Source organism: Mycobacterium shinjukuense (assembly GCF_010730055.1).
Taxonomy (GTDB): Bacteria; Actinomycetota; Actinomycetes; order Mycobacteriales; family Mycobacteriaceae; genus Mycobacterium; species Mycobacterium shinjukuense.
Genome location: NZ_AP022575.1, coordinates 4,265,185 through 4,288,629, shown reverse-complemented (window position 1 = coordinate 4,288,629; position 23,445 = coordinate 4,265,185). Strand labels below are relative to the sequence as shown.

The window sequence follows — 23,445 nt, the reverse complement described above, 5'->3', positions numbered from 1 at the left end:
GCCACCGGCGGGCCGGGTTCGCCGGCGGCGCCGGCGGCAAGGCGGCGCCGGCGGCAACCCGGTGCCGGGGCACCAACGGCTCGGCGGGGCCGGTGGGGTCGGCGGCACCGGCGGGGCCGGCGGGGCCGGCGGCTCCGGCGCGGACAACCCCACCGGGGTGGGCTTTACCGGCGGTGACGGCGGCCAAGGCGGCGACGCCGGCGCGGGCGGGCCGGCGGCGCGGGCGCCGGCGGGTCCGGCGGCACCGCCGGCGCCACCGGCAACGCCGGCATCGGCGGTGACGGCGGAGTCGGCGGCAAAGGCGGCGCCGGCGGCAACGGCGCCGACGCCGCACCCGGCAGCGGCGCCACCGGCGGGCGGGTTCGCCGGCGGCGCCGGCGGCAAGGCGGCGCCGGCGGCAACCCGGTGCCGGGGCACCAACGGCTCCGGCGGGGCCGGCGGGTCGGCGGCACCGGCGGCCGGCGGGGCCGGCGGTCCGGCGTAGACAACCCACCGGGTGGGCTTTACCGGCGGTGACGGCGGCCAAGGCGGCGACGCCGGCGCGGGCGGGGCCGGCGGCGCCGCGGGCGCCGGCGGGTCGGCACCGCCGGCGCCACCGGCAACGCCGGCATCGGCGGTGACGGCGGAGTCGGCGGCAAAGGCGGCGCCGGCGGCAACGGCGCCGACGCCGCACCCGGCAGCGGGGCCACCGGCGGGGCCGGGTTCGCCGGCGGCGCCGGCGGCCAAGGCGGCGCCGGCGGCAACTCCGGTGCCGGGGGCACCAACGGCTCCGGCGGGGCCGGTGGGGTCGGCGGCACCGGCGGGGCCGGCGGGGCCGGCGGCTCCGGCGTAGACAACCCCACCGGGGTGGGCTTTACCGGCGGTGACGGCGGCAAAGGCGGCGACGCCGGCGCGGGCGGGGCCGGCGGCGCCGCGGGCGCCGGCGGGTCCGGCGGCACCGCCGGCGCCACCGGCAACGCCGGCATCGGCGGTGACGGCGGAGTCGGCGGCAAAGGCGGCGCCGGCGGCAACGGCGCCGACGCCGCACCCGGCAGCGGCGCCACCGGCGGGGCCGGGTTCGCCGGCGGCGCCGGCGGCCAAGGCGGCGCCGGCGGCAACTCCGGTGCCGGGGGCACCAACGGCTCCGGCGGGGCCGGCGGGGTCGGCGGCACCGGCGGGGCCGGCGGGGCCGGCGGCTCCGGCGTAGACAACCCCACCGGGGTGGGCTTTACCGGCGGTGACGGCGGCCAAGGCGGCGACGCCGGCGCGGGCGGCGGCGCCGCGGGCGCCGGCGGGTCGGGCGGCACCGCCGGCGCCACCGGCAACGCCGGCATCGGCGGTGACGGCGGAGTCGGCGGCAAAGGCGGCGCCGGCGGCAACGGCGCCGACGCCGCACCGGCAGCGGCGCCACCGGCGGGCCGGTTCGCCGGCGGCGCCGGCGGCCAAGGCGGCGGCGGCAACCCGGTGCCGGGGGCACCAACGGCTCCGGCGGGGCCGGCGGGGTCGGCGGCACCGGCGGGGCCGGCGGGGCCGGCGGCTCCGGCGCGGACAACCCCACCGGGGTGGGCTTTACCGGCGGTGACGGCGGCCAAGGCGGCGACGCCGGCGCGGGCGGGGCCGGCGGCGCCGCGGGCGCCGGCGGGTCGGGCGGCACCGCCGGCGCCACCGGCAACGCCGGCGTCGGCGGCACCGGCGGAGTCGGCGGCAAAGGCGGCGCCGGCGGCAACGGCGCCGACGCCGCACCCGGCAGCGGCGCCACCGGCGGGCCGGGTTCGCCGGCGGCGCCGGCGGCAAGGCGGCGCCGGCGGCAACCCGGTGCCGGGGCACCAACGGCTCGGCGGGGCCGGCGGGTCGGCGGCACCGGCGGGCCGGCGGGGCCGGCGGTCCGGCGCAACAACCCACCGGGTGGGCTTTACCGGCGGTGACGGCGGCCAAGGCGGCGACGCCGGCGCGGGCGGGCCGGCGCGCCGCGGGCGCCGGCGGGTCCGGCGGCACCGCCGGCGCCACCGGCAACGCCGGCATCGGCGGTGACGGCGGAGTCGGCGGCAAAGGCGGCACCGGCGGCAACGGCGCCGACGCCGCACCCGGCAGCGGCGCCACCGGCGGGGCCGGGTTCGCCGGCGGCGCCGGCGGCCAAGGCGGCGCCGGCGGCAACTCCGGTGCCGGGGGCACCAACGGCTCCGGCGGGGCCGGCGGGTCGGCACCGGCGGCCGGCGGGCCGGCGGTCTGGCGCAGACAACCACCGGGTGGGCTTTACCGGCGGTGACGGCGGCGGCGGCGACGCCGGCGCGCGGCCGGCCGCCGCGGGCGCCGGCGGGTCCGGCGGCACCGCCGGCGCCACCGGCAACGCCGGCATCGGCGGTGACGGCGGCGTCGGCGGCAAAGGCGGCACCGGCGGCAACGGCGCCGACGCCGCACCCGGCAGCGGCGCCACCGGCGGGCCGGGTTCGCCGGCGGCGCCGGCAAGGCGGCGCCGGCGGCAACCCGGTGCCGGGGCACCAACGGCTCCGGCGGGTCGGCGGGTCGGCGGCACCGGCGGGCCGGCGGGGCCGGCGGCTCCGGCACGCTGGCCGGCAGCGTGGGCGGCACCGGCGGCACCGGCGGCCAAGGCGGCGACGCCGGCGCGGGCGGCGCCGCCGGGACAGGTGGCAGCGGTGGCACGGCGGGCGCCGCGGGCACAGGCGGCACCGGCGGTAAGGGCGGTACCGGCGGGTTGGCAGTCCCGGCGCGACGGGTGCTCCCGGCAGCACGGGCGGAACCGGATTTGCTGGCGGCGACGGCGGTCAAGGCGGCGCCGGCGGTTCGGCCGGGCCCGGCGGCACCGCCGGTAACGGCGGTGTCGGTGGTACCGGCGGTATGGGCGGAACTGGCGGCACCGGTGGTGCCGGTAACCCGCACGGCGGCAAAGGCGGGACCGGCGGGGACGGCGGCGCCGCAGGTGCGGGCGGGGCGGCCGGCGCCGGTAGCGGCGGCAGTGCGGGTGCCGCCGGTATCGGCGGACAAGGCGGCACCGGAGGCGATGGCGGCATCGGCGCCGCCGGCACCGCCGGCGCGCCGGGCAGCGGCGCCAACGGCGGCAACGGTGGTAACGGCGGTGACGGTGGAACCGGCGGCAACGGCGGGGCCGCCAACGGCGGAACCGCTGGTGCTGGAGGCGCGGGCGGAAACGGCGCCAAGGGCGGTGACGGGGCAAACGGCGCCACCAACAGCGCCGCCGGGGGCGCCGGCGGCAACGGCGGCGACGGCGGCAAAGGTGGCGCCGCCGGTGCCGGCGGCTCCGGCGCCACCCCCGGCGCCAACGGTGTGGCCGGTGACGGCGGCAAAGGCGGCGACGGCGCACCCGGCACTACCGGCGCCGCCGGCGCGACCGGCCCCGGAAGCGGCGGCGACGGCGGCAACGGCGGCCAAGGCGGCAACGGCGGCGCTGGTGGGGCCGGCGGCGATGGCATCGGCGGTGTCGGCGGCGGCGACGGCGGCGACGGCGGCAATGGCGGCGACGGCGGCGACGGCGGCTCCGGTGGAAACGCGGGCGGCAGCGGCAACAACGGCGGCAACGGCGGTAACGGCGGTAAAGGCGGCAACGCCGGTGCTGGGGGTGCCGCCGGTAGCGGTGGCGGCATGGCGGGCGCCAACGGAACCGGCGGCGACGGCGGCGATGGCGGTGCCGCCGGCACCGCCACGGCGGGCAGCAACGGCGGTGCCGGTACCGGCGCAAGCGGCGGCACCGGCGGCAACGGCGGTAAGGGCGGGGCCGGTGGCGCTGGCGGCGACGGCATCGGTGGAGTCGGCGGCGGTGCGGGCGGCAACGGTGCCAATGGCGCCGCCGGCGGCGCGGGCGGCAATGGCGGCAGCGGAGCCGTTGCCGCTATCACCGGCGGCACCGGCGGCAGCGGCGGGAAAGGCGGGACCGGCGGTGACGGTGGTGCCGCGGGCGCCGGCGGTGCCGGCGGCGGCGCCAACGGCACCGCCGGCAACGGCGGCCAAGGCGGCGCCGGAGGCAACGGCGGCGCCGGTGGAGCCTCATCAACGGCAAACGGCGGCAACGGCGGCAGCGGCGGCAAGGGCGGTGACGGGGGCACCGGCGGGGCCGGCGGCGCCGGCGTCGGTGGGGTCGGCGGCGGCAACGGCGGCCAGGGCGGCGACGCCGGAGACGGTGGTGCCGGCGCCAACGCCAATAACCGTACGCCCGGCGGCAGCCCCGCCATCGGCGGCCAAGGCGGGGCCGCGGGCACCGGCGGCCAAGGCGGCCAGGGCGGCGCCGGCGGCGGCGACGGCGGCAAGGGCGGCCAGGGCGGCGACGGCGGCGCCGGTGGCAACGGCGGAAACCGTACCTCCGGCGGCGGCAGCGGAGCGGGTGGCAACGGCGGCGCCGCCGGCGCCGGCGGCAAGGGTGGCGACGGCGGCAGCGGTGGTGGCGACGGCGGCACCGGCGGCAACGCCGGCACCGGCGGCACCGGCGGCAACGGGGGCAACCGCACTGCCGGCAACGGCAACGGATCCATCGGCGGCACCGGCGGCGCCGGTAACAATGGCGGTCAAGGCGGCGCCGGCGACAGTGCCGGCGGCAACGGCGGCGATGGCGGCTCCGGAGGCGTCGCCGGCACCGGCGGCAAGGGCGGCAACGGCAGCGGCACAGGTGCCGGCGGCAAAGGCGGCAACGGCGGCACTGCCGGTATGGGCGGTGCCGGCGGAACCGGTGGCACCGGCGCCGTCGGCGGTGATGGCGGCACCGGCGGCGTCGGCGGCACCGGCGGGATCGGCGGCAACGGCGGCTCCAACGGTGTCGGCGGCGCCGGCGGCAACGGCACCGTCGGCGGCAAGGGCGGCAACGGCGGCAACGGCGGCCTGCTGGGCGGCACCGGAGGCACCGGCGGCACCGGCGGGGACGGCGGCAAAGGCGGCGCCGGCGATGCCGGCGCAAACCCCGGCTCCAACGGCACAACCGGAGGCCCCGGCGGCACCGGCTCTGGACCCAGCGGGGGAACCGGCGGCACCGGCGGCACCGCCGGCACCGCCGGCACCGGCGGTGCCGGCGGCCCCAACTGATCGCGCGAGGCCAGCGGCGCGGCGAGGGTGCCCGCAGCCTCTCAAGCGGTCACATGGCTGGCATGGACGTCATCGGCCGGGCGCGCCTCGGTCTGCTCCTTGGCCCAGCGGTAGTCCGGCTTCCCGGCGGGTGAGCGCTTCACCTCGTCGACGAACCAAAGGCTGCGCGGCACTTTGTATCCCGCGATCTCCGAGCGCACGAAACCGTCCAGCTCGGCCAGCGACGGCCGGCACCCGGGCCGGGGCTGCACCACGGCCGCCACCTGCTGGCCGTAACGCGGATCGGGCACGCCGACCACCAGCGCGTCGAACACGTCGGGATGACCCTTCAACGCGGCTTCAACCTCCTCGGGGTAGATCTTTTCGCCGCCGCTGTTGATCGACACCGAGCCCCGGCCCAGCATGGTGACCGTGCCGTCCGCCTCGACCCGCGCATAGTCGCCCGGAATGGCGTAGCGCACACCGTTAATCGTCCGGAATGTCTCGGCGGTCTTCTTCTCGTCCTTGTAGTACCCGACGGGAATGTTGCCCTTCTTGGCCAGGACGCCGCGCACACCCGATCCGGGTTTCACCTCGTTGCCGTCCTCGTCGAGCACGACGGTGCGGTGATCGATGGTCACCCGCGGGCCGCCGGTGTGCGCCTGGCCGGTGGTGACGATGCTGGTACCGCCAAACCCGGTCTCCGACGCGCCAATTGAGTCCGTGATGACCCGATTCGGCAGCAGCTCAAGGAGTTTCTCCTTGATGCTGGGCGAGAACAAGGCCGCGGTGCTGGCCAACAAATACAACGACGACAGGTCGTAGTCGTTGTCCTTGACCAGCGCGTCGAGCAGTGGGCGCGCCATCGCGTCGCCGGTGAAGAACAGCAGATTCACCTTGTGTTCATGCACCGTGCGCCACACCGCGTCGGCGTTGAATTCCGGTGCCAGCACGATGGTTTGGCCCGAAAAGAGCGCCATCCAGGTGGCCGACTGGGTGGCGCCGTGGATCATCGGCGGAATCGGATAGCGGATCATCGGCGGATTCGCGGCGGCCGCCTTGGCCAGGTCGTATTCGTCCTTGACGAATTCGCCTGTGGCGAAGTCGGTTCCGCCGAACAGCACGCGGTAGATGTCCTCGTGGCGCCACATCACGCCCTTCGGGAAACCGGTGGTGCCGCCGGTGTAGAGCAGGTAGATGGCGTCGGCACTGCGTTCGCCGAAGTCCCGCTCGGGAGAGCCCTGGGCGATCGCGGAGTAGAACTCGACGCCGCCGTAGCGCCGATAGTCCTCGTCGCTGCCGTCCTCGACAACCAGGACCGTCTGGACGTTGGGCGTGTCCGGCAGCACGTTGGCGACCCGGTCGGAGTATCGGCGTTCGTGGACCAGCGCGACCATGTCGGAGTTGTCGAACAGGTAGCGCAGCTCCCCCTCGACGTAGCGGAAGTTGACGTTCACCGCGATGGCACCGGCCTTCACGATGCCCAGCATCGCGATCACGATCTCGATGCGGTTTCGGCAGTAGAGGCCGATCTTGTCGTCCCGCTGCACACCCTGAGCGATCAGGTAGTGCGCAAAGCGGTTGGCCTTCTCTTCCAGTTGGGCGTAGGTCAGCCGCTCATCACCGCAGATGAGCGCTACCCGGTCAGGCACAGCGTCGATGGCGTGCTCAGCGAGATCGGCAATGTTCAGGGCCACGGCCACCAAATTAGAACGTGTTACATTTCTTGACAAGCTCACACCCGACGTCCAGCGAGAGGCGAAACCCGTGACCGGAACGCCAGCAAACGAGGAGTCCGAACCGCACGCGCTGCTGGAACAGCGTGGGCACACCCTCGTCGTGACCATGAACCGACCGGCCGCCCGCAACGCGCTGAGCAGCGAAATGATGCGGATCATGGTTCAGGCCTGGGACCGCGTCGACAACGATCCCGACATTCGCTGCTGCATCCTGACCGGGGCCGGTGGCTACTTCTGTGCCGGCATGGACCTCAAGGCGGCCACCAAGAAGCCGCCGGGCGACTCGTTCCAGGACGGCAGCTACGACCCGTCACGCATCGACGCCCTGCTCAAAGGCCGACGGCTCACGAAACCCTTGATCGCCGCCGTCGAGGGCCCCGCGATCGCCGGCGGCACCGAGATCCTGCAGGGCACCGACATCCGGGTCGCCGGCGAGAGCGCCAGGTTCGGCATCTCCGAGGCCAAGTGGAGCCTCTACCCGATGGGCGGCTCGGCCGTGCGGCTGGTGCGCCAGATCCCGTACACGCTGGCCTGCGACCTGCTGTTGACCGGACGCCATATCACCGCCGCCGAAGCCAAGGAGATCGGTCTCATCGGCTACGTCGTGCCCGACGGGCAGGCGCTGGCCAAAGCGCTCGAAATCGCAGACGCCATATCGGCTAACGGCCCCCTGGCCGTTCAGGCGATCCTGCGGTCGATCCGCGAAACCGAAGGGATGCCCGAAAACGAGGCGTTCAAGATCGACACCCAGATCGGCATCAAGGTCTTCCTGTCCGACGACGCCAAGGAGGGCCCGAAGGCGTTCGCCGAGAAGCGCACGCCCAACTTCCAGAACCGCTGATCCCGCCGAACGTGAACTGAGGGCGGGATTTTTGCCGAAATCCCGCCCTCAGTTCACGTTGGGCGCCGATGTCAGTGGACGACGGCACACTGCGGTCGTGGTCGAACCGTTCCTTGGCAGCGAAGCGATCGCCTCCGGCGCACTGACGCGGCATCGGCTGCGAAGCCGATACGTCGCGATCCATCCCGACGTCTACGTCTCCCCTGGCACCGACCTGACCGCGAGGCGGAGCGCTTGCGCCGCTTGGCTGTGGTCTCGGCGGCGCGGCGTGATCGCCGGACAATCGGCGTCGGCGATGCACGGCGCGAAGTGGGTCGACCCACGCAGCGCGGCCGTGCTGCTCTACGAACACCGTCGTCCGCCGGTCGGCATTCGCACCTGGTCGGACCGAGTCGCCGACGACGAGATCCAACTGATCGACGGCATGAACACGACCACGCCGGCACGCACCGCCCTCGACCTCGCCTGCCGCTATCCCGTCGGCAAGGCCGTTGCGGCTATCGACGCGCTCGCCCGCGCGACAGATCTCAAGCTGGCCGAAGCCGAAATGCTCGCCGATCTCTATCCGGGACGCCGCAACATCAGGCGTGCCAGACGCGCCTTAACGCTCGTCGATCCCGGAGCGGAGTCGCCCCGCGAAACCTGGCTGCGGCTGCTGCTGATCGACGCGGGGTTTCCGCGGCCGCAGACCCAGATCCCGGTTTATGACGAATACGGTCAGCTGGTCGCCGTCGTTGACATGGGTTGGGAGGACATCAAAGTCGGAGTGGACTACGAGGGCGACCAACATCGGACCGACCGCAGGATATTCAACAAGGACATCAGGCGTGCCGAAGCATTGACCGAGCTCGGGTGGATCGACGTACGGGTGACGGTCGAGGACACGCCGGGCGGCATCATCGGCCGGGTTTCAGCGGCCTGGCAGCGCCGAACGTGAACTCAGGGCGGAAATCGGGCCGGATTTCCGCCCTGAGTTCACGTTCGGCGCACCGGCGCCGTCGGGGTGAACACCACCGGCATCGACTCCAGACCGCTGACGAAGTTCGCCGGCCGCAACGGCAGCTCCGCGTCAGCGGAGCCTAACCGCAGGTCCGGCAGCCGCTGCAGCACGCGCGCCGTCATCAACGACAGCTCCAAGCGGGCCAGCTGATTGCCCAGGCAGAAATGGGTTCCGAACCCGAATGCCAAGTGGTTGTTCGGGTTTCGCTGAATATCAAACGTCTCAGGATCGGAGAACACCGCTTCGTCGAAGTTCGCCGACTCGAACAGCAGCATCATCTTTTCGCCCGCGCGCAAAGCCGTGCCGTGAAACTCGGTGTCAGCGGTCAACACCCGGCACATGTTCTTCACCGGCGAAGTCCACCGCAGCATCTCCTCAACCGCACCAACCAGCGACGACGGATCGCGCCGCAGCAGGTCCCACTGGTCGCGGTTGCGCAGCAGCTGCTCGGTACCCCCGCTCAACGTGTGCCGGGTGGTCTCGTCTCCGCCGATCAGGATCAGCAGCGTCTCCATGACCAACTCGTCGTCGCTCAACCGTTCCCCGTCGACCTCCGAACCAACCAGCACGCTGACCAAGTCGTCGGTGGGCTCGGCACGGCGCGCGGCGATAGTGGCCCGGGTGAACTCGTTGTAGGCCGCGAACGCGTCCATGGTGACTTGGAAATCCTCTTGGGACACATGTGAACTCAGAAACGTCACCAGATCGTCGGACCATCGCAGAAACATGTCCCGCTGCTCCGGGCGCACCCCGAGCATGTCACCGATCACGGCCATCGGCAGCGGCGCGGCCAGGTCCCGCACGAAGTCGCACTCGCCGCGTTCGCACACCGCGTCGATCAGCGTGTCGCACAACGCCGCGATCGACGCCTCCCTGTCCTTCACCCGCTTGCGGGTAAAGCCGGCGTTAACGAGCTTGCGCCGCAACAGATGTGCGGGATCGTCCATGTCGATCATCATCGGCATGGCGGGCTGGTCGGGCCGGATGCCGCCGGCGTTGGAGAACAGCTCGGGCTGTCGTTCGGCGTCGATCACCGCCTGGTACGTCGACGCCGCGGCCAGCCCGTTGCGGTCCCGGAACACCGGCTGGTGGGCCCGCATCCAGCGGTACGCCGCGCGCGCCGCACGGCTGGCGTAGAAGGTGCCGTCGGCCAAGTCGATGTCGGGAGCTTCAGCCATGGCAATCCTCCGAACTACAGTGAGCGTCATGCCCGTCTCGCAGCACACCATCGCCGGCACGGTGCTCACCATGCCGGTGCGCATCCGCACGGCAAACCTGCATTCCGCGATGTTCTCGGTCTCGGCCGCAGCCGCACAACGCCTCATCGAGTACAGCGGGCTGCGGGTGTGCGAACACCTGCCCGGCAGGGCGATCGTGATGCAGATGCTGGTGCGTTATGTCGACGGGGACCTGGGGCAATACCACGAATACGGCACCGCGGTCATGGTGAACCCGCCCGGGACCCGAGTCCGCGGGCCCAAAGCCCTCACCCAAGCCGCCGCGTTCATCCATCACCTGCCGGTGGATCAGCAGTTCACCCTCGAGGCCGGCCGCACCATCTGGGGCTTCCCGAAGATCATGGCGGACTTCACCGTCGCAGAGGGCCGCAAGTTCGGGTTCGACGTCAGCGCCGGCGGGCGGCTGATCGCCGCGATGGAGTTCCGTCCCGGTCTGCCGGTGCCCTCGTTGAGGTCGCACGAGTCGCACGTGTTGAAAACCTACTCCCACCGAGATGGCGTCACCCGGGAGATCCCCTGGGAGATGCGGGTATCGGGCATGCGGGCACGACCGGGGGGCGCCCGGATACGGCTGGGCGACCATCCCTACGCCCACGAACTGGCCTCGCTGGGCCTGCCCAAGCGAGCCCTGGCGTCACAGTCGGCCGCCAATGTGGAGATGACCTTCGGCGACGCTCGGGTGATCTGAGCCACGGGGTCAAAGCGCCGGACGTGATGACCGGATCGCGATACCGCCGGCAACCCCGGCACCGGCCGCGCCGCCGGCAACCCCGGCACCGGCCGCGCCGCCGGCAACCCCGGCGCCGCCGGCACCAACGGCAACCCCGTCCCGCCCGGCTAGCCGGCCACAGCGCTTGCCGGGTAGCACCCTCGTGTCGGACCCCGGCGCGCCGTGACCAGCGCACCGTTAGATCAGCGCAGCAAGATCTCGGACCTGCTCAACGCTGCGCGCCGACACCACCATCATGGTGACGCCGGCGGCCTCCCAGGCCGCGATCTGCTTGCGCACGTGGTCGCGGTCACCGACGATCACGGCGTCGTCGACCAGCTCGTCCGGGATCACCGCGGCGGCCTGGTCCTTGTGCCCCGACCGGAACAGCGTGGTGACCTCGTCGACCACCTCCGCATACCCCATCCGGCGATAGACGTCGGCGTGGAAGTTGGTGTCCTCGGCGCCCATGCCGCCCATGTAGAGCGCCAGGTACGGCTTGATCCCGGCGAACGCCGCCACCCGGTCCTCGGTGACGACGATCTGCGCGGTCGCGCAGATCTCAAAGTCCTCGCGGCTGCGCCGCGCTCCGGGCCGGGCGAACCCCTCATCCAGCCACGCGTTGTACATGCCGGCCATCCGCGGTGAATAAAAGATGGGCAGCCACCCGTCGCAGATCTCGGCGGCCAGCGCGACGTTCTTGGGCCCCTCGGCGCCCAGCATGATCGGGATGTCGGCGCGCAGCGGATGAGTAATGGATTTCAAAGCCTTGCCCAGGCCGGTCGTCCCGGAACCCGTCAGCGGCAACGGGTAGTGTGGGCCGTCGCTGGTCACCGGCCGCTCGCGGGCCCACACCTGGCGGACGATGTCGATGTATTCCCGGGTGCGGGCCAGCGGCTTGGGAAACGGCTGACCGTACCACCCCTCGACCACCTGGGGGCCGGACACGCCGAGCCCCAGAATGTGCCGGCCACCGGACAGGTGATCCAAAGTCAACGCGGCCATCGCGCATGCCGTCGGGGTGCGCGCCGACAACTGAACCACCGACGTGCCCAGCCGCACCCGCCGCGTCGACGAGCCCCACCAGGCCAGCGGTGTGTACGCGTCCGATCCCCACGCCTCGGCGGTGAAGACGGCGTCGAACCCGGCGTCTTCGGCCGCGGCGACAAGCTCCCCGGCGTTCTCCGGCGGCTGGGCGCCCCAGTACCCCAGCTGTAGACCCAGCTTCATCCCTGCCTCCTTGAAACGATTCTTAGAACCTGTTCTACTCGAAGCCGTGACAGCCAGTTCGAGCGGACCAACCCTGATCGATCACCCCGAGCCGCCCCTCTCCGCGCCGTTGACGTTGTCCTTCGACTACACCCGTTCGGTGGGTCCCACGCTTGGCCAGTTCTTCACCGCGCTGCGCGAACGGCGCATTGTGGGCGTACGCGGGTCGGATGGCCGGGTCCATGTGCCACCGGCGGAGTACGACCCGATTACCTGTGAACCGCTGCACGAGATGGTACCGGTGTCGGATGTCGGCACCGTCGCCTCCTGGGCCTGGCAGCCGGCGCCGCTGGAAGGCCAACCGTTGGATCGCCCGTTCGCCTGGGCGCTGATCAAGCTCGACGGCGCCGACACCGCGCTGCTGCACGCGGTGGATGCCGGCACCCCCGAGGCGATCACGTCCGGCGCCCGGGTGCACGCCCACTGGGCCGACGAACCGGTCGGCGCCATCACCGACATCGCCTACTTCGCGCTCGGCGAGCGGGCCGAGTCGGTGCCGACGCCGCCCGCCGACCGGGAACCGGTCAGCATGATCGTCACGCCCATCGAGCTGACCATTCAACACTCCGCCTCCCACGAGGAGAGCGCCTACCTGCGGGCCCTTGCCGAGGGAAAACTCTTGGGCGCCAGAACCGGAAAGACCGGCAAGGTCTACTTCCCACCGCATGGCGCCGACCCGGCAACCGGTCAACCCACCACCGAGTTCGTCGAGCTGCCGAACAAGGGCACGGTCACGACGTTCGCGGTCATCAACATCCCGTTCATGGGCCAGCGCATCAAGCCGCCCTATGTCGCGGCCTACGTGTTGCTCGACGGCGCTGATATCCCGTTCCTGCACCTGGTTTCCGACGTCGACGCGCATCAGGTCCGGATGGGCATGCGTGTCGAGGCGGTGTGGAAACCACGCGAGCAGTGGGGATTCGGCATCGACAACATCGAATACTTCCGGCCCACCGGGGAACCCGACGCCGACTACGATACCTACCAACACCACCTGTGAAGGCTCAATACACATGAACGATCGCAAGGTCGCGGTGGTCGGTTTTGCCCACGCCCCCCATGTGCGCCGCACCGACGGCACCACCAACGGTGTCGAGATGTTGATGCCGTGCTTCGCCCAACTCTATAAAGACCTGAACATCACCAAGGCCGACATCGGCTTCTGGTGTTCCGGCTCTTCGGATTACCTTGCCGGGCGGGCGTTTTCCTTCATCTCGGCGATCGACTCGATCGGCGCCGTGCCGCCGATCAACGAGTCGCACGTGGAGATGGACGCCGCGTGGGCCCTATACGAGGCCTACATCAAGCTGCTGACCGGCGAGGTGGACACCGCGCTGGTGTACGGCTTCGGCAAGTCCTCTGCGGGCACACTACGTCGTGTCTTGTCGCGGCAGACCGACCCCTACACGGTTGCGCCGCTGTGGCCGGACTCGGTGTCGATCGCCGGATTGCAGGCCCGCATGGGGCTCGACTCCGGCAAGTGGAACGAATTGCAAATGGCGCGTGTGGCATTCGATTCCTTTTCCAACGCACGTCGGGTGGACTCGGTGGAGCCGCCGATCACCATCGACGACTTGCTCGACCGGCCGTTTTTCGCCGACCCGCTGCGCCGACATGACATCGCGCCGATCACTGACGGCGCCGCGGCCATCGTGCTGGCCGTCGACGGCCGCGCCCGCGAACTGCGGGAAAGCCCAGCCTGGATCACTGGAATCGAGCACCGCATCGAATCGCCGGCCCTGGGGGTGCGCGACCTCACCGAGTCGCCCTCGACCGCGGCGGCGGCCAGGGCGGCCAGCGGCGGAAACACCAGCAACCTCGACGTCGCCGAGATTCATGCGCCGTTCACCCACCAACACCTGATTCTCGCCGACGCCATCCGGATTCCGGGGGCCACCAAAACCAATCCGTCCGGCGGCGCGCTGGCGGCCAACCCGATGTTTGTCGCCGGCTTGGAGCGTATCGGCTTCGCCGCACAACATATCTGGGACGGGTCGGCGCGACGTGTGCTGGCGCACGCCACCAGCGGGCCGGCGCTACAGCAGAACTTGGTCGCGGTCATGGAAGGGGACGACTAGTGGCCGGACAGCTCGCCGCGGTGTTGGGCACCGGGCAGACTAGGTATGTCGCCAAGCGCCATGATGTTTCGATGAACGGCCTGGTGCGCGAGGCCATCGACCGTGCGCTGGACGATTCAGGGTCCACCTTCGACGACATCGACGCCGTCGTGGTGGGCAAGGCACCCGACTTCTTCGAGGGCGTCATGATGCCCGAGTTGTTCATGGCCGACGCCCTGGGGGCCACCGGCAAGCCGCTGATCCGGGTGCACACAGCGGGTTCAGTCGGCGGCTCCACGGCTGTGGTAGCCGCCAGCCTGGTCCAGTCGGGCAAGCACCGTCGAGTGCTGGCGATGGCCTGGGAGAAGCAGTCGGAATCCAATGCCATGTGGGCGCTGTCGATTCCGGTTCCCTTCATCAAGCCGGTCGGCGCCGGCGCCGGCGGCTACTTCGCTCCGCACGTGCGGGCCTACATCCGCCGATCCGGGGCGCCGGCGCACATCGGCGCACTGGTGGCCGTCAAGGACCGGCTCAACGGGGCCCGTAACCCGCTCGCGCATCTGCAGCAGCCCGACATCACCGTCGAGAAGGTGATGGCCTCACCCATGCTGTGGGATCCGATCCGCTACGACGAGACCTGCCCATCGTCGGACGGCGCCTGCGCCGTCGTCATCGGCAACGAAGAGGTCGCCGATCAGCGGCTGGCGCACGGACATCCGGTGGCCTGGATTCACGCCACCGCGCTGCGCACCGAGCCGCTGGCCTACGCCGGCCGCGACCAGGTCAACCCGCGGGCCGGCCGCGACGCCGCGGCGGCGCTGTGGACGGCGGCGGGCATCGCCAGCCCGATCGATGAGATTGACGCCGCCGAGATCTACGTGCCGTTCTCCTGGTTCGAGCCAATGTGGTTGGAAAACCTCGGGTTTGCCCCCGAAGGCGAGGGCTGGAAGCTCACCGAAGCGGGCGAGACCGCGATCGGCGGACGGTTGCCGGTGAACCCGTCCGGCGGTGTGCTGTGCTCAAACCCGATCGGCGCGTCCGGCCTTATTCGGTTCGCCGAGGCGGCGATCCAGGTGATGGGCAAGGCCGGGGATCATCAGGTTCCCAATGCACGGAAGGCCCTGGGGCACGCCTACGGTGGTGGCTCGCAATACTTCTCCATGTGGGTGGTCGGCAGCGACAAGCCCAAGGAAGTGGTCGGATGAAATACACCTGCAGCATCGCGATGTGCCCGCTGGACCAGCTGATCAGCCTCGCCAAGACAGCCGAGGACGTCGGGTTCGACTCGATCGCATTGCCCGATTCGCTGTTTTTCATGGAGAAGGCGGCCGCGGACTATCCGTACACCCCCGACGGGTCGCGGATGTGGGACGAGAACACGCCCTGGGTGGACCCGTTGATCGCCGCCGCCGCGATGGGTGCCGTCACCTCGACGCTGCGGTTTTACACCAGCGTGCTCAAGCTCGGCTCCCGCAATCCGCTGCTGCTGGCACGCCAGGTCGGCTCGGTGGCCAACCTGACCAACAACCGATTCGGCTTTGGCGTCGGGATCGGCTGGGCGCCAGAGGAATTCACATGGTGCGGGGCGCCTTACCAGCGCCGCGGCGCGCGGGTCGACGAGATGATCGAGGTGATCAAGCTGGTGCTGGGCGGCGGCATGGTGGAGTTTCACGGCGAGTTCTTCGATTTCGACCGGCTGCAGATGAGCCCGGCGCCCAGCCAGCCGGTGCCGTTTTACATCGGCGGTCACACCGAGGCGGCGCTGCGGCGAGCGGCCCGGGTGGGCGATGGCTGGGCCAGCGCGATGATGACCGCCGCGCAGCTGGCCGAAACCATCGGTAAATTGCGCACCTTGCGCGCCGAATACGGCCGCGCCGACCAACCGTTTGAGGTCCAGGCGGTCTGCGTCGACAAGTTCGGGGTGGACGGTCACCGCGAGCTCGCCGACATTGGGGTCACCGACAACATCGTGGTGCCGTGGATTCTGGACGGCCTGGGGTTTGACGCGCCGCTAGACGAGAAGCAAGACTCGTTGAAACGCTTCGCCGACACCTACATCCACGCGGGCTGACCAGGCGCCACCCTCCCGCTGACTGTGAAATCCGCGACGCGACACGCCGATTCGACGTCGTAGGATGCACGCTCGGCGACGGCTACGCGGGCTGTAGGCCGGCCAGGTGCCGCTGCGCCAGGTCGCGATAGGCCTGCGGGTTGAGGTTGACCCACATTTCCGCGCCGGTTCCTTCGATCGGACCCTTCACCTTGGCCGGCGCCCCGGTCACCAGCATCCCGGCCGGGATCTGGGTGCCGGCCACCACCAATGCGCCCGCCGCCACCATGCAGCGAGCCCCGATCACCGCGCCGTCGAGCACCGTGGCGTGGTTGGCGATCAGCGCCTCGGCCCCCACGTGGACCCCGTGGATGACACACAGATGCGCCACCGTCGCCCCGGGGCCGATGTCGACCGGGATGCCCGGCGGCGCGTGCAACACCGCGCCGTCCTGCACGTTGGCGCCCTCGCGCAGCACGATCGGCGCGTAGTCACCGCGTAGCACGGCGTTGAACCACACCGACGCCCCCGCTTCGACGGTGACGTCACCGATCAGGGTGGCGGTCGGGGCCACAAAGGCGGTGGGGTCGATCTTGGGCGTTCGGCCCTCGAAAGCAAACAACGGCATTGTCTACATATACCGCAGCGTGCATATACCGTGGCCAGGCTCGCCGTCGTTGCGCCCATCTACCCAAAAACTGTAACGTGTTCTAGTTAGGGCTGACGATCTGGAGGTGACAGGGTGAGTACCGACACGAGCGCCGTCGGCGTCCGGGAGATCGATGCCGGCGCGTTGCCCACCAGATATGCGCGCGGCTGGCACTGCCTGGGGGTGGCCGAGGAGTTTCTGGACGGGAAGCCGCACGGCGTGCAGGCATTCGGCACCAAGCTGGTGGTGTTCGCCGACTCGCACGGGGACCTGAAGGTGCTGGACGGCTACTGCCGGCACATGGGCGGCGACCTATCCATGGGCACCATCAAGGGCGACGAGGTGGCCTGCCCGTTCCACGATTGGCGATGGGGCGGCGACGGCCGCTGCAAGTTGGTCCCCTATGCCAAGCGCACACCCCGAATGGCGCGCACCCGCTCCTGGGCCACCGATGTGCGCGGCGGCCTGCTGTTTGTCTGGCACGACCACGAGGGCAACCCGCCGGACCCGGCCGTCAGGATCCCCGAGATTCCCGAGGCGTTCAGCGACGAATGGACCGATTGGCGGTGGAACCGCATCCTCATCGAAGGGTCCAACTGCCGTGACATCATCGACAACGTGACCGATATGGCGCATTTCTTCTACATCCATTTCGGTTTGCCGACCTACTTCAAGAACGTCTTTGAGGGCCACATCGCCTCGCAGTATCTGCACAACGTCGGCCGGCCCGACGTCGACGATCTGGGCTCCGCATACGGCGAAGCGCACCTGGATTCGGAGGCGTCTTACTTCGGTCCGTCGTTCATGATCAACTGGCTGCACAACAGATACGGCAACTACAAGGCGGAGTCGATCCTGATCAACTGCCACTACCCGGTGACCCAGAATTCGTTCGTGCTGCAGTGGGGTGTCATCGTCGAAAAGCCCAAGGGCATGAGCGAAGAGATGACCGACAAGCTGTCTCGAGTGTTCACCGAAGGGGTTAGCAAGGGCTTCCTGCAGGACGTCGAGATCTGGAAGCACAAGACCCGGATCGACAACCCGCTGCTGGTCGAGGAAGACGGCGCCGTCTACCAGATGCGCCGCTGGTATGAGCAGTTTTATGTCGATGTCGCCGACATCAAACCGGAGATGGTGGAGCGCTTCGAGATCGAGGTGGACACCACGCGGGCCAACGAATTCTGGAACGCCGAAGTCGAAAAGAACCTCAAGGCAAGGGAAGTTCCCGACGACGTGCCAGCCCAGCAACGCTGACCGACATGAACCCGTCGGATCACCCGGTCCCCGACGTCGATCGGCTAGCCCGGTCGATGGTGTCGTTGCACGGTGACCATCACGATCATGAAGATCGGCACCGCCCCGACGGTGACTCAGTTCCCGGGCCCTGGTCGAAGTCCGGGGATTTCACCAACGACCCGCAACGCGCCGCGGCGGTCCGGGCAGCCAGCCGCGCCGACCGCGACCGTTATCTCACGGCGGGGCTGCAGCCGGTGGATTGCCGCTTTTGCCACGTCACCGTGATGGTCAAGCGGCTCGGGCCGGGTCATACTGCGGTGCAATGGAATACCGAAGCATCGCGGCGCTGTGCGTACTTCACCGAGGTGCGGGCCGCCGGCGGGGATAGCGCCCGCACCCGGGCCTGCCCTCGGCTGACCGACAGCATCGAACACGCGGTGGCCGAAGGCTACCTGGACGCCATGCCCAGTTGAGTCCAGCCGGCTCAGGGCCAACCCGGGTTCACGTTGAAGAAGCCCGACTTGTTCATGCCCCCCATGTTGAAGGCACCCGAGTTGAACATGCCCGAGTTGAAGATGCCCGAGCCGAGGACCAGGCCGCTGTTTTGGATGCCTGCGCTGCTGTTGCCTCCGGTGTTGAACAACCCGACGAGATTGCCAGTCACCCCCGAATTGTTCCCAAAGCCCGCATTGAAGAAGCCGAAGTTGCGGATGCCGGAGACTCCGTTGCCCCCGACGTTGGCGTTCGAGAAGCCCGAGTTGCCGTTATTCGCACCCGGGTTGCCCGTGTTGAAGAAGCCAGAGTTGTTCGTCCCCGTGTTGCCGAAGCCCGAGTTCGGGCCCGGTTGGTTGGTCGTGCTGCCAAAGCCCGTGTTGAGGTTGCCCGAGTCGAAGGCGCCGGTGTTGAGGTTGCCAGAGTTCCCCCAGCCGGTGTTGGACCTGCCGCCGTTGAAGTCACCCGTGTTGAAGGCACCGCCATTGAAAAAGCCGGTGTTGATACCGCCGGAGTTGAACGCGCCAAAGCTCGACTGGCCCGAGTTACCAATGCCGAAGTCAAACTGGTTCGAGTTGAAGAGCCCGAAGTCTTGGTTGCCCGAGTTGAACAAGCCGGTGTCTCGCGCGCCCGAGTTGAACAAGCCGGTGTTGATCGCGCCCGAGTTCCCGATGCCGGTGTGGATGTTGCCGGTGTTGGCGACGCCGAAGTTGTGGAACCCGGAGTTCCCGATGCCGATGTTGCCGTCGCCGGAGTTGAAGAAGCCGATGTTTCCGTTGCCGGAGTTGAACAACCCGATGTTCCCGTTGCCCGAGTTGAGCAGCCCGGCCAGGTTGACGCCCATCTGATTGTCGCCGGTAAGACCGATGCCGACGTTGTTGTTGCCGGTGTTGCCGAAGCCGATGTTTCCGACGCCGGTGTTCGCCGCGCCCTGGTTGTTGGTGCCCGCATTGCCGACACCGACGTTGCCGTTCCCGGCGTTGCCGAAGCCCATGTTGTTGCTGCCCGCCGCGATCCCGGGGAAGTTGGAGATGCCCGAGTTCCCAAAACCGACGTTGTTGTTGCCAAAGTTTCCGGCCCCGATGTTCGAGTCGCCGAGGTTGCCGGCGCCCCAGTTGAAGCTGCCGCGGTTGCCCGCGCCCACATTGCCTTGGGCGCCATTGGCGAGGGCGGTGGAGTTGCCAAAGCCGATGTTATTGCTGCCGAAGTTTCCGAAGCCGATGTTGCCCTGACTCGGATTCGCCGGGTTGCCTCGGTTTCCACTGCCAAAGTTGTTGTTGGAGAAGCTGTTTCCGCTGCCAATGTTGCCGCTGCCGACGTTGCCTATGCCAAAGTTGCCGTCACCGATGTTGCCGCTGCCCAGGTTGAGGCTGCCGATGTTGCCGATGCCCAAATTGACACCTGCCAGGCCCGGCACGGCTTGCAGCAGCTGCTGCCACGGCGTCAAAGCCGCGGCCGCCGCTGAGGCCCCCGAGTAATAGCTGAACATCGCGGCCACATCCGCGGCCCACATCTCCTCATAGAGGGCCTCGGCGGCCGCGATTGCCGGCGCGTTTTGCCCCAGCACATTCGACATCACCAACTGCACAAACGCGTTGCGGTTGGCCGCCACCACCAGTGGATGCACCGTCGCGGCCCGCGCGGCCTCAAACACACCGGCCACCGCCCGCGCCTGACCCGCCGCCCCGTGGGCGTGCGCCGCCGCCGCGCTTAACCACCCCGCATACGGCGCCGCCGCGGCCGCCATCGCCTCCGCCGCCGCCCCCTGCCACACCTGACCCGCCAAACCCGAGGTCACCGACCCGAAGGAGGCCGCCGCCGACCCCAACTCATCGGCCAGCCCCTGCCAGGCCACCGACGCCTGCAACATCGGCGCCGACCCCGCACCGACAAACATCCGCACGGAATTGATCTCCGGCGGCAACACCGAAAAGTTCATCACACACCGTCCCTCCCAGCGGGCCTTCGGCAACGTTTACCACGTCGGTGCCCACGATGTAGCAAATCGACAAAACCCGCCGACCGTTACAGCCCGGCGAACCGCTCCTTGACCACTTCGGCGGTCAGCCCGTAGTCGGCCAGCGAATAGGTATGCTTCGGTGCCCGCGCGCCGGTGCGGCTCTCGGCGTGCGCAGCCGCCATGGCCTGACGCGCCTCGTCGGTGAGCGTCAGGCCGAAGTGCCGGTAGATGTCGGCCACCGTCCCGATCGGATCGGCGACCAGATCCCGATAGTCGACGTCGTAGAACTGGGCCGGATCGTATTTGGCCCGTGCGGTATTGAACCGTGCCAGGCCGCGCGACCAGGTGTCCATGGCGTCGGCACCGATCTGGGCGCCGACGAAGGTCGTCGACCATCCGTGTGTGGTGTGCTGGGCCAGCGAGCACATCGAGGCCATGATCGTCTCCACCGGCCGATGCGTCTGAATCACCAGCGCGTCGGGATAGGTCGCCATCAGCGCGTCCAGCGCGAACAGATGGCTGGGGTTCTTCAGCACCCACCGCTTGCCGGCGTCGTTGAGCCCGATCAACTGAAGGTTTTTGCGGTGCCGCCGGTATGACGGCGTCCAGTCCTGGCGCGACAGCCACTCCGCGTAGCTGGGCACATGGGCCAACGTCTCATACGACACCGAGTGCAGCGACTGCCGCAGCAGCTGCCAGCATTCCTCCAGCTCATAGGCGGCCATGAAATGCAGGCCGGTGTATGCGGGATTCTCCGCGTGGTGCCGGGTGAACTGCTCATCGAGTCTGCGGTACAACGGGTTTGACTCCCAGGTCTCCCGAGGGGGACGCGGCTGCGGAAATTCGGCCAGCCACATGTGCAGGCCCTGATGCGCCGGGTCGGCGCCCAGTAGCCGGTGCAACGCGGTGGTGCCGGTGCGCACCAGGCCGGTGACGAAGATCGGCCGTTCGATCACGACGTCGGCGTGCTGCGGATATTGCTTCCAGGCGGCCTGAGACAGCAGCCGCGCCACCAGCGCACCGCGCAAAAAGAACCGGTTCATCTTGCTGCCCAACACGGTAAGCCCGGCTTCCCGCCGATAGGAATCCAACAGCACCGCCAGCGCTTCGCGGTAGTTGTCGTCGTCGTTGCCGAAATCATCGAGGCCCACCAGCTTGGTGGCCGACGCGTGCAGTTCGTCGACGCTGGCTACATCTTTCCGATCGGGGCGCCGGCTCATCAGCTGTGGTACTCCCCGCAGTTGACATCCAGCGTCTGCCCGGTGATGCCGCTGGACAGGTCGCTGGCCAGGAAGAGAATCGCCGATGCCACCTCGTCCTCGGTGGGCAGTCGCTTGAGGTCGGATTTAGCCGCCGTGGCTTGGTAGATCTGATCCACCGTTGTGCCGTATTTACCGGCCTGATGCTCGAAGTAGCCTTTTAGCGTGTCACCCCAGATATAGCCGGGTGCAACGGAATTGACGCGAATCCCGTGCTCGCCCAGTTCGGTGGCCAGCGACTGTGACATGGCCAGCAGCACGGACTTGGCCATCTTGTAGGCGCCGTATTTCGGCTGCGAGTGCCGGATCACCATGGAGTTGACGTTGACGATCGCGCCGTGAGACTCCGCGAGCGCGGGCGTAAAGGCCTGGATGAGTCGCAGCGCCCCCAACGCGCTGAGCTCGATCGCGTCCCGGATGTGCTGAAATGCAGTGTTGGCCAACGGTTTCATCGATGGTACCCGAAACGCGTTGTTGATCAGCACATCGGCCCTGCCGTACGCCGCCAGGGTGGCCTGCACAAGGTTGCTGACATCGTCGTCGTCGGTGATGTCGGTGCGCACCGCAACCGCCCGCCGGCCGGAGTCGATGATCTGCTTGGCGACGTCGTCGAGGCGCTCGGCGGTGCGGGCCGCCAGCACCAGATCCGCGCCGTCGCGCGCACATCGGTGCGCCAGTGTGGTGCCCAGCCCCGGTCCGACGCCACTGATGACGACCACCTTGCGCTTGAGCATCCCGGACATCGTCACCCCAGCATCCTGGCCGCAATCTGCTGCTGGCGCAAAGCGATTCGCGCGCGCCAATCCTCATCGGAGATCTTGTTGCGCTGAAAATACGGCAGTGCGGCCGGGATCGTGTCGAAGTCGACCAGTTCGACGGTGGGCCCGTCGGCCTCGGACAGCTCACGGGATACCCGCTGCCAGCGAAACTGCAGGAAGCCGCGCCGATGGCCCAGTGTTTCCACCCAGTTGGCCACACCCGGGTTCCGATCGGCGACCACGATGCGCACCATGCCGTCCGGATCCGCTTGGGCCTGGGTGTTATTCAGCGATGTCTGATGGTTGATGTAGTCCAGCGAGATGTACCACCTGCTGCCCAGCTGGAATCCCAGGTAGGGGGCATCACTGACGGGCACCGTGATCACCAGCGCCTGGTCCGGCCGCAACTCGAAATGACCGGCCGACGAGTACTGGGTTGCCAGGCCCCCCGGAGTCAGCCGAGGCGCCACCATGGTGTTGACCGGGATGTTGAGATAAAACCACTGCGGAAACCGCAGCCACGTCTTCACCCGGTTCACCAGTTGCTTTGCGGCTGCGGCATAACGCTTTTCGATGGTCTCACGGGTCAACGGCCCTGGCGCGGTGCCCGCGGTGTCCAGCCTGGCGATGGTCACCGTGCCACGCTGTTGCGACCAGTCACCGTACACCTCGCGGATCACCAGTTGGCCGGGACTGGTCGGCCGCAGCCGCCACTCGAAACTGCCGTCGGCGGCGATGTCGAGTTCCCGGTCGTCAAACGCGGCCTGGCTGACGGGCACCTGGTCGTCGGTGTATTCGCCACCGAGCAACTGAAAACTCAGGTCGGTGGTGGTACCGCGCCTGCCGCTGACCACGTAGTCCCGGTCGGCCTGCACCCGGGTGCCGAAGTAGAGGGTGTCGGGGTTGTCCAGGCCCATCTTGGTGAACGGCCCGGTTCCCGACAGTAAGAAAGGGTGGTCACGTTCGTAGTCGAAGGCCAGGTGCAGGCAACCGGCGATGCAGCCGGCCAGGTACTGCAGCCCTTCCAGCAGGTCGGCTTCGGTCTCGATGTGCGGCGCGGCGGCCACCAATCGCTCGGCCTCGGCGATCGCCTCGGTGAACGGGCCAGAAACGGGACCAGCGAACACGCTCTCGACGCTAGAACGTGTTCCTGTTTTGCGTCAATGGCGAACAACCGCACGCGT

General features: G+C 69.6%; 20 protein-coding genes and 2 pseudogenes. 13 read left to right on the top strand and 9 right to left on the bottom strand.

Features of this window, described 5'->3' with window-relative positions:
* Positions 1 to 23: 23 nt before the first annotated feature.
* The 4 genes and pseudogenes from G6N20_RS22475 to G6N20_RS22330 form a co-directional block, all read left to right on the top strand.
* Positions 24 to 1,107 (top strand): annotated as a pseudogene (locus G6N20_RS22475) (PE family protein); the annotation flags it as partial.
* Positions 1,108 to 1,900: 793 nt separating this feature from the next.
* Positions 1,901 to 2,245 carry a hypothetical protein gene (locus G6N20_RS22340; protein WP_163663141.1) on the top strand — a complete coding sequence of 115 codons (345 nt, stop codon included), beginning with the start codon at positions 1,901 to 1,903 and terminating at the stop codon, positions 2,243 to 2,245.
* Complete coding sequence (locus tag G6N20_RS22335; protein ID WP_163663138.1) at positions 2,226 to 2,810, top strand: hypothetical protein; 585 nt, start codon at positions 2,226 to 2,228, stop codon at positions 2,808 to 2,810. Before G6N20_RS22340 ends, G6N20_RS22335 begins: the two co-directional genes overlap by 20 nt.
* A 25-nt stretch (positions 2,811 to 2,835) precedes the next feature.
* On the top strand, positions 2,836 to 5,025 hold the full coding sequence (locus G6N20_RS22330; RefSeq protein ID WP_179961491.1) for a hypothetical protein: 2,190 nt from the start codon (positions 2,836 to 2,838) through the stop codon (positions 5,023 to 5,025).
* 41 nt (positions 5,026 to 5,066) lie between these two features.
* Here G6N20_RS22330 and G6N20_RS19400 read toward each other — a convergent pair whose 3' ends face one another.
* Positions 5,067 to 6,707, bottom strand: a complete 1,641-nt coding sequence (locus G6N20_RS19400) for an acyl-CoA synthetase (RefSeq protein WP_083047157.1) — start codon at positions 6,705 to 6,707, stop codon at positions 5,067 to 5,069.
* A gap of 142 nt (positions 6,708 to 6,849) precedes the next feature.
* Between G6N20_RS19400 and G6N20_RS19395 the strand changes: the two genes are divergently transcribed.
* Together G6N20_RS19395 and G6N20_RS19390 are read left to right on the top strand one after the other, a co-directional pair.
* A complete protein-coding gene (locus G6N20_RS19395) occupies positions 6,850 to 7,584 on the top strand; it encodes a crotonase/enoyl-CoA hydratase family protein (RefSeq protein WP_232065547.1) in 735 nt (244 codons plus the stop codon).
* Between the two features lie 97 nt (positions 7,585 to 7,681).
* Positions 7,682 to 8,521 carry a type IV toxin-antitoxin system AbiEi family antitoxin gene (locus G6N20_RS19390; RefSeq protein ID WP_083047161.1) on the top strand — a complete coding sequence of 280 codons (840 nt, stop codon included), beginning with the start codon at positions 7,682 to 7,684 and terminating at the stop codon, positions 8,519 to 8,521.
* 38 nt (positions 8,522 to 8,559) lie between these two features.
* On the opposite strand, the gene G6N20_RS19385 is transcribed toward G6N20_RS19390, so the two are convergent.
* Positions 8,560 to 9,762, bottom strand: a complete 1,203-nt coding sequence (locus tag G6N20_RS19385) for a cytochrome P450 (protein WP_142271970.1) — start codon at positions 9,760 to 9,762, stop codon at positions 8,560 to 8,562.
* Between the two features lie 28 nt (positions 9,763 to 9,790).
* Here G6N20_RS19385 and G6N20_RS19380 point away from each other — a divergent pair, with 28 nt between their 5' ends.
* Positions 9,791 to 10,510, top strand: a complete 720-nt coding sequence (locus tag G6N20_RS19380) for an acetoacetate decarboxylase family protein (protein ID WP_083047165.1) — start codon at positions 9,791 to 9,793, stop codon at positions 10,508 to 10,510.
* A 219-nt stretch (positions 10,511 to 10,729) separates the two neighbouring features.
* On the opposite strand, the gene G6N20_RS19375 is transcribed toward G6N20_RS19380, so the two are convergent.
* On the bottom strand, positions 10,730 to 11,761 hold the full coding sequence (locus G6N20_RS19375; protein WP_083047167.1) for an LLM class F420-dependent oxidoreductase: 1,032 nt from the start codon (positions 11,759 to 11,761) through the stop codon (positions 10,730 to 10,732).
* Between the two features lie 46 nt (positions 11,762 to 11,807).
* Between G6N20_RS19375 and G6N20_RS19370 the strand changes: the two genes are divergently transcribed.
* From G6N20_RS19370 to G6N20_RS19355, 4 genes are read left to right on the top strand one after another with little or no spacing between them, the layout of a single operon-like run.
* The gene (locus G6N20_RS19370; protein ID WP_083047169.1) at positions 11,808 to 12,800 is read left to right on the top strand and encodes a Zn-ribbon domain-containing OB-fold protein; all 993 of its coding nucleotides are present in this window, start codon (positions 11,808 to 11,810) and stop codon (positions 12,798 to 12,800) included.
* Positions 12,801 to 12,813: 13 nt separating this feature from the next.
* Positions 12,814 to 13,878, top strand: coding sequence for a thiolase domain-containing protein (locus tag G6N20_RS19365; RefSeq protein ID WP_083047171.1), 1,065 nt, complete (start codon positions 12,814 to 12,816; stop codon positions 13,876 to 13,878).
* Positions 13,878 to 15,062 carry a thiolase domain-containing protein gene (locus G6N20_RS19360; protein WP_083047173.1) on the top strand — a complete coding sequence of 395 codons (1,185 nt, stop codon included), beginning with the start codon at positions 13,878 to 13,880 and terminating at the stop codon, positions 15,060 to 15,062. Before G6N20_RS19365 ends, G6N20_RS19360 begins: the two co-directional genes overlap by 1 nt.
* Positions 15,059 to 15,928 (top strand): TIGR03619 family F420-dependent LLM class oxidoreductase, encoded by an 870-nt coding sequence (locus G6N20_RS19355; RefSeq protein WP_083047175.1) that lies wholly within the window; start codon positions 15,059 to 15,061, stop codon positions 15,926 to 15,928. The genes G6N20_RS19360 and G6N20_RS19355 overlap by 4 nt, the downstream gene beginning before the upstream one ends.
* Before the next feature lie 82 nt (positions 15,929 to 16,010).
* Here the strand turns inward: G6N20_RS19355 and G6N20_RS19350 are convergent, their stop codons facing one another.
* A complete protein-coding gene (locus tag G6N20_RS19350) occupies positions 16,011 to 16,535 on the bottom strand; it encodes a gamma carbonic anhydrase family protein (protein WP_083047177.1) in 525 nt (174 codons plus the stop codon).
* Positions 16,536 to 16,649: 114 nt separating this feature from the next.
* Between G6N20_RS19350 and kshA the strand changes: the two genes are divergently transcribed.
* Together kshA and G6N20_RS19340 are read left to right on the top strand one after the other, a co-directional pair.
* Complete coding sequence (gene kshA / locus G6N20_RS19345) at positions 16,650 to 17,810, top strand: 3-ketosteroid-9-alpha-hydroxylase subunit KshA (protein ID WP_083047179.1); 1,161 nt, start codon at positions 16,650 to 16,652, stop codon at positions 17,808 to 17,810.
* A gap of 5 nt (positions 17,811 to 17,815) precedes the next feature.
* On the top strand, positions 17,816 to 18,265 hold the full coding sequence (locus tag G6N20_RS19340; protein ID WP_083047181.1) for a hypothetical protein: 450 nt from the start codon (positions 17,816 to 17,818) through the stop codon (positions 18,263 to 18,265).
* An 11-nt stretch (positions 18,266 to 18,276) separates the two neighbouring features.
* On the opposite strand, the gene G6N20_RS19335 is transcribed toward G6N20_RS19340, so the two are convergent.
* From G6N20_RS19335 to G6N20_RS19320, 5 genes and pseudogenes are all read right to left on the bottom strand, one after another.
* Positions 18,277 to 19,701, bottom strand: coding sequence for a beta strand repeat-containing protein (locus G6N20_RS19335; RefSeq protein ID WP_408632569.1), 1,425 nt, complete (start codon positions 19,699 to 19,701; stop codon positions 18,277 to 18,279).
* Positions 19,690 to 20,223, bottom strand: a pseudogene (locus G6N20_RS22325) (PPE family protein); the annotation flags it as partial. The gene G6N20_RS19335 and the pseudogene G6N20_RS22325, both read right to left, overlap by 12 nt.
* Before the next feature lie 86 nt (positions 20,224 to 20,309).
* Positions 20,310 to 21,464: a sulfotransferase family protein gene (locus tag G6N20_RS19330; RefSeq protein ID WP_083047185.1), complete on the bottom strand. Its 1,155-nt coding sequence runs from the start codon at positions 21,462 to 21,464 to the stop codon at positions 20,310 to 20,312.
* Positions 21,464 to 22,246, bottom strand: a complete 783-nt coding sequence (locus G6N20_RS19325; RefSeq protein ID WP_083047187.1) for an SDR family oxidoreductase — start codon at positions 22,244 to 22,246, stop codon at positions 21,464 to 21,466. Before G6N20_RS19325 ends, G6N20_RS19330 begins: the two co-directional genes overlap by 1 nt.
* A gap of 2 nt (positions 22,247 to 22,248) precedes the next feature.
* The gene (locus tag G6N20_RS19320; RefSeq protein ID WP_083047190.1) at positions 22,249 to 23,388 is read right to left on the bottom strand and encodes a hypothetical protein; all 1,140 of its coding nucleotides are present in this window, start codon (positions 23,386 to 23,388) and stop codon (positions 22,249 to 22,251) included.
* Positions 23,389 to 23,445: the final 57 nt, after the last annotated feature.

Coding starts and splice junctions, on each gene's coding strand:
- G6N20_RS22330 (WP_179961491.1), top strand. CDS start 2,836: ATGGGCGGAACTGGCGGCACCGGTGGTGCCGGTAACCCGCACGGCGGC.
- G6N20_RS19395 (WP_232065547.1), top strand. CDS start 6,850: ATGAACCGACCGGCCGCCCGCAACGCGCTGAGCAGCGAAATGATGCGG.
- G6N20_RS19385 (WP_142271970.1), bottom strand. CDS start 9,762: ATGGCTGAAGCTCCCGACATCGACTTGGCCGACGGCACCTTCTACGCC.
- G6N20_RS19380 (WP_083047165.1), top strand. CDS start 9,791: ATGCCCGTCTCGCAGCACACCATCGCCGGCACGGTGCTCACCATGCCG.
- G6N20_RS19375 (WP_083047167.1), bottom strand. CDS start 11,761: ATGAAGCTGGGTCTACAGCTGGGGTACTGGGGCGCCCAGCCGCCGGAG.
- G6N20_RS19365 (WP_083047171.1), top strand. CDS start 12,814: ATGAACGATCGCAAGGTCGCGGTGGTCGGTTTTGCCCACGCCCCCCAT.
- G6N20_RS19355 (WP_083047175.1), top strand. CDS start 15,059: ATGAAATACACCTGCAGCATCGCGATGTGCCCGCTGGACCAGCTGATC.
- G6N20_RS19350 (WP_083047177.1), bottom strand. CDS start 16,535: ATGCCGTTGTTTGCTTTCGAGGGCCGAACGCCCAAGATCGACCCCACC.
- G6N20_RS19340 (WP_083047181.1), top strand. CDS start 17,816: ATGAACCCGTCGGATCACCCGGTCCCCGACGTCGATCGGCTAGCCCGG.
- G6N20_RS19330 (WP_083047185.1), bottom strand. CDS start 21,464: ATGAGCCGGCGCCCCGATCGGAAAGATGTAGCCAGCGTCGACGAACTG.
- G6N20_RS19325 (WP_083047187.1), bottom strand. CDS start 22,246: ATGTCCGGGATGCTCAAGCGCAAGGTGGTCGTCATCAGTGGCGTCGGA.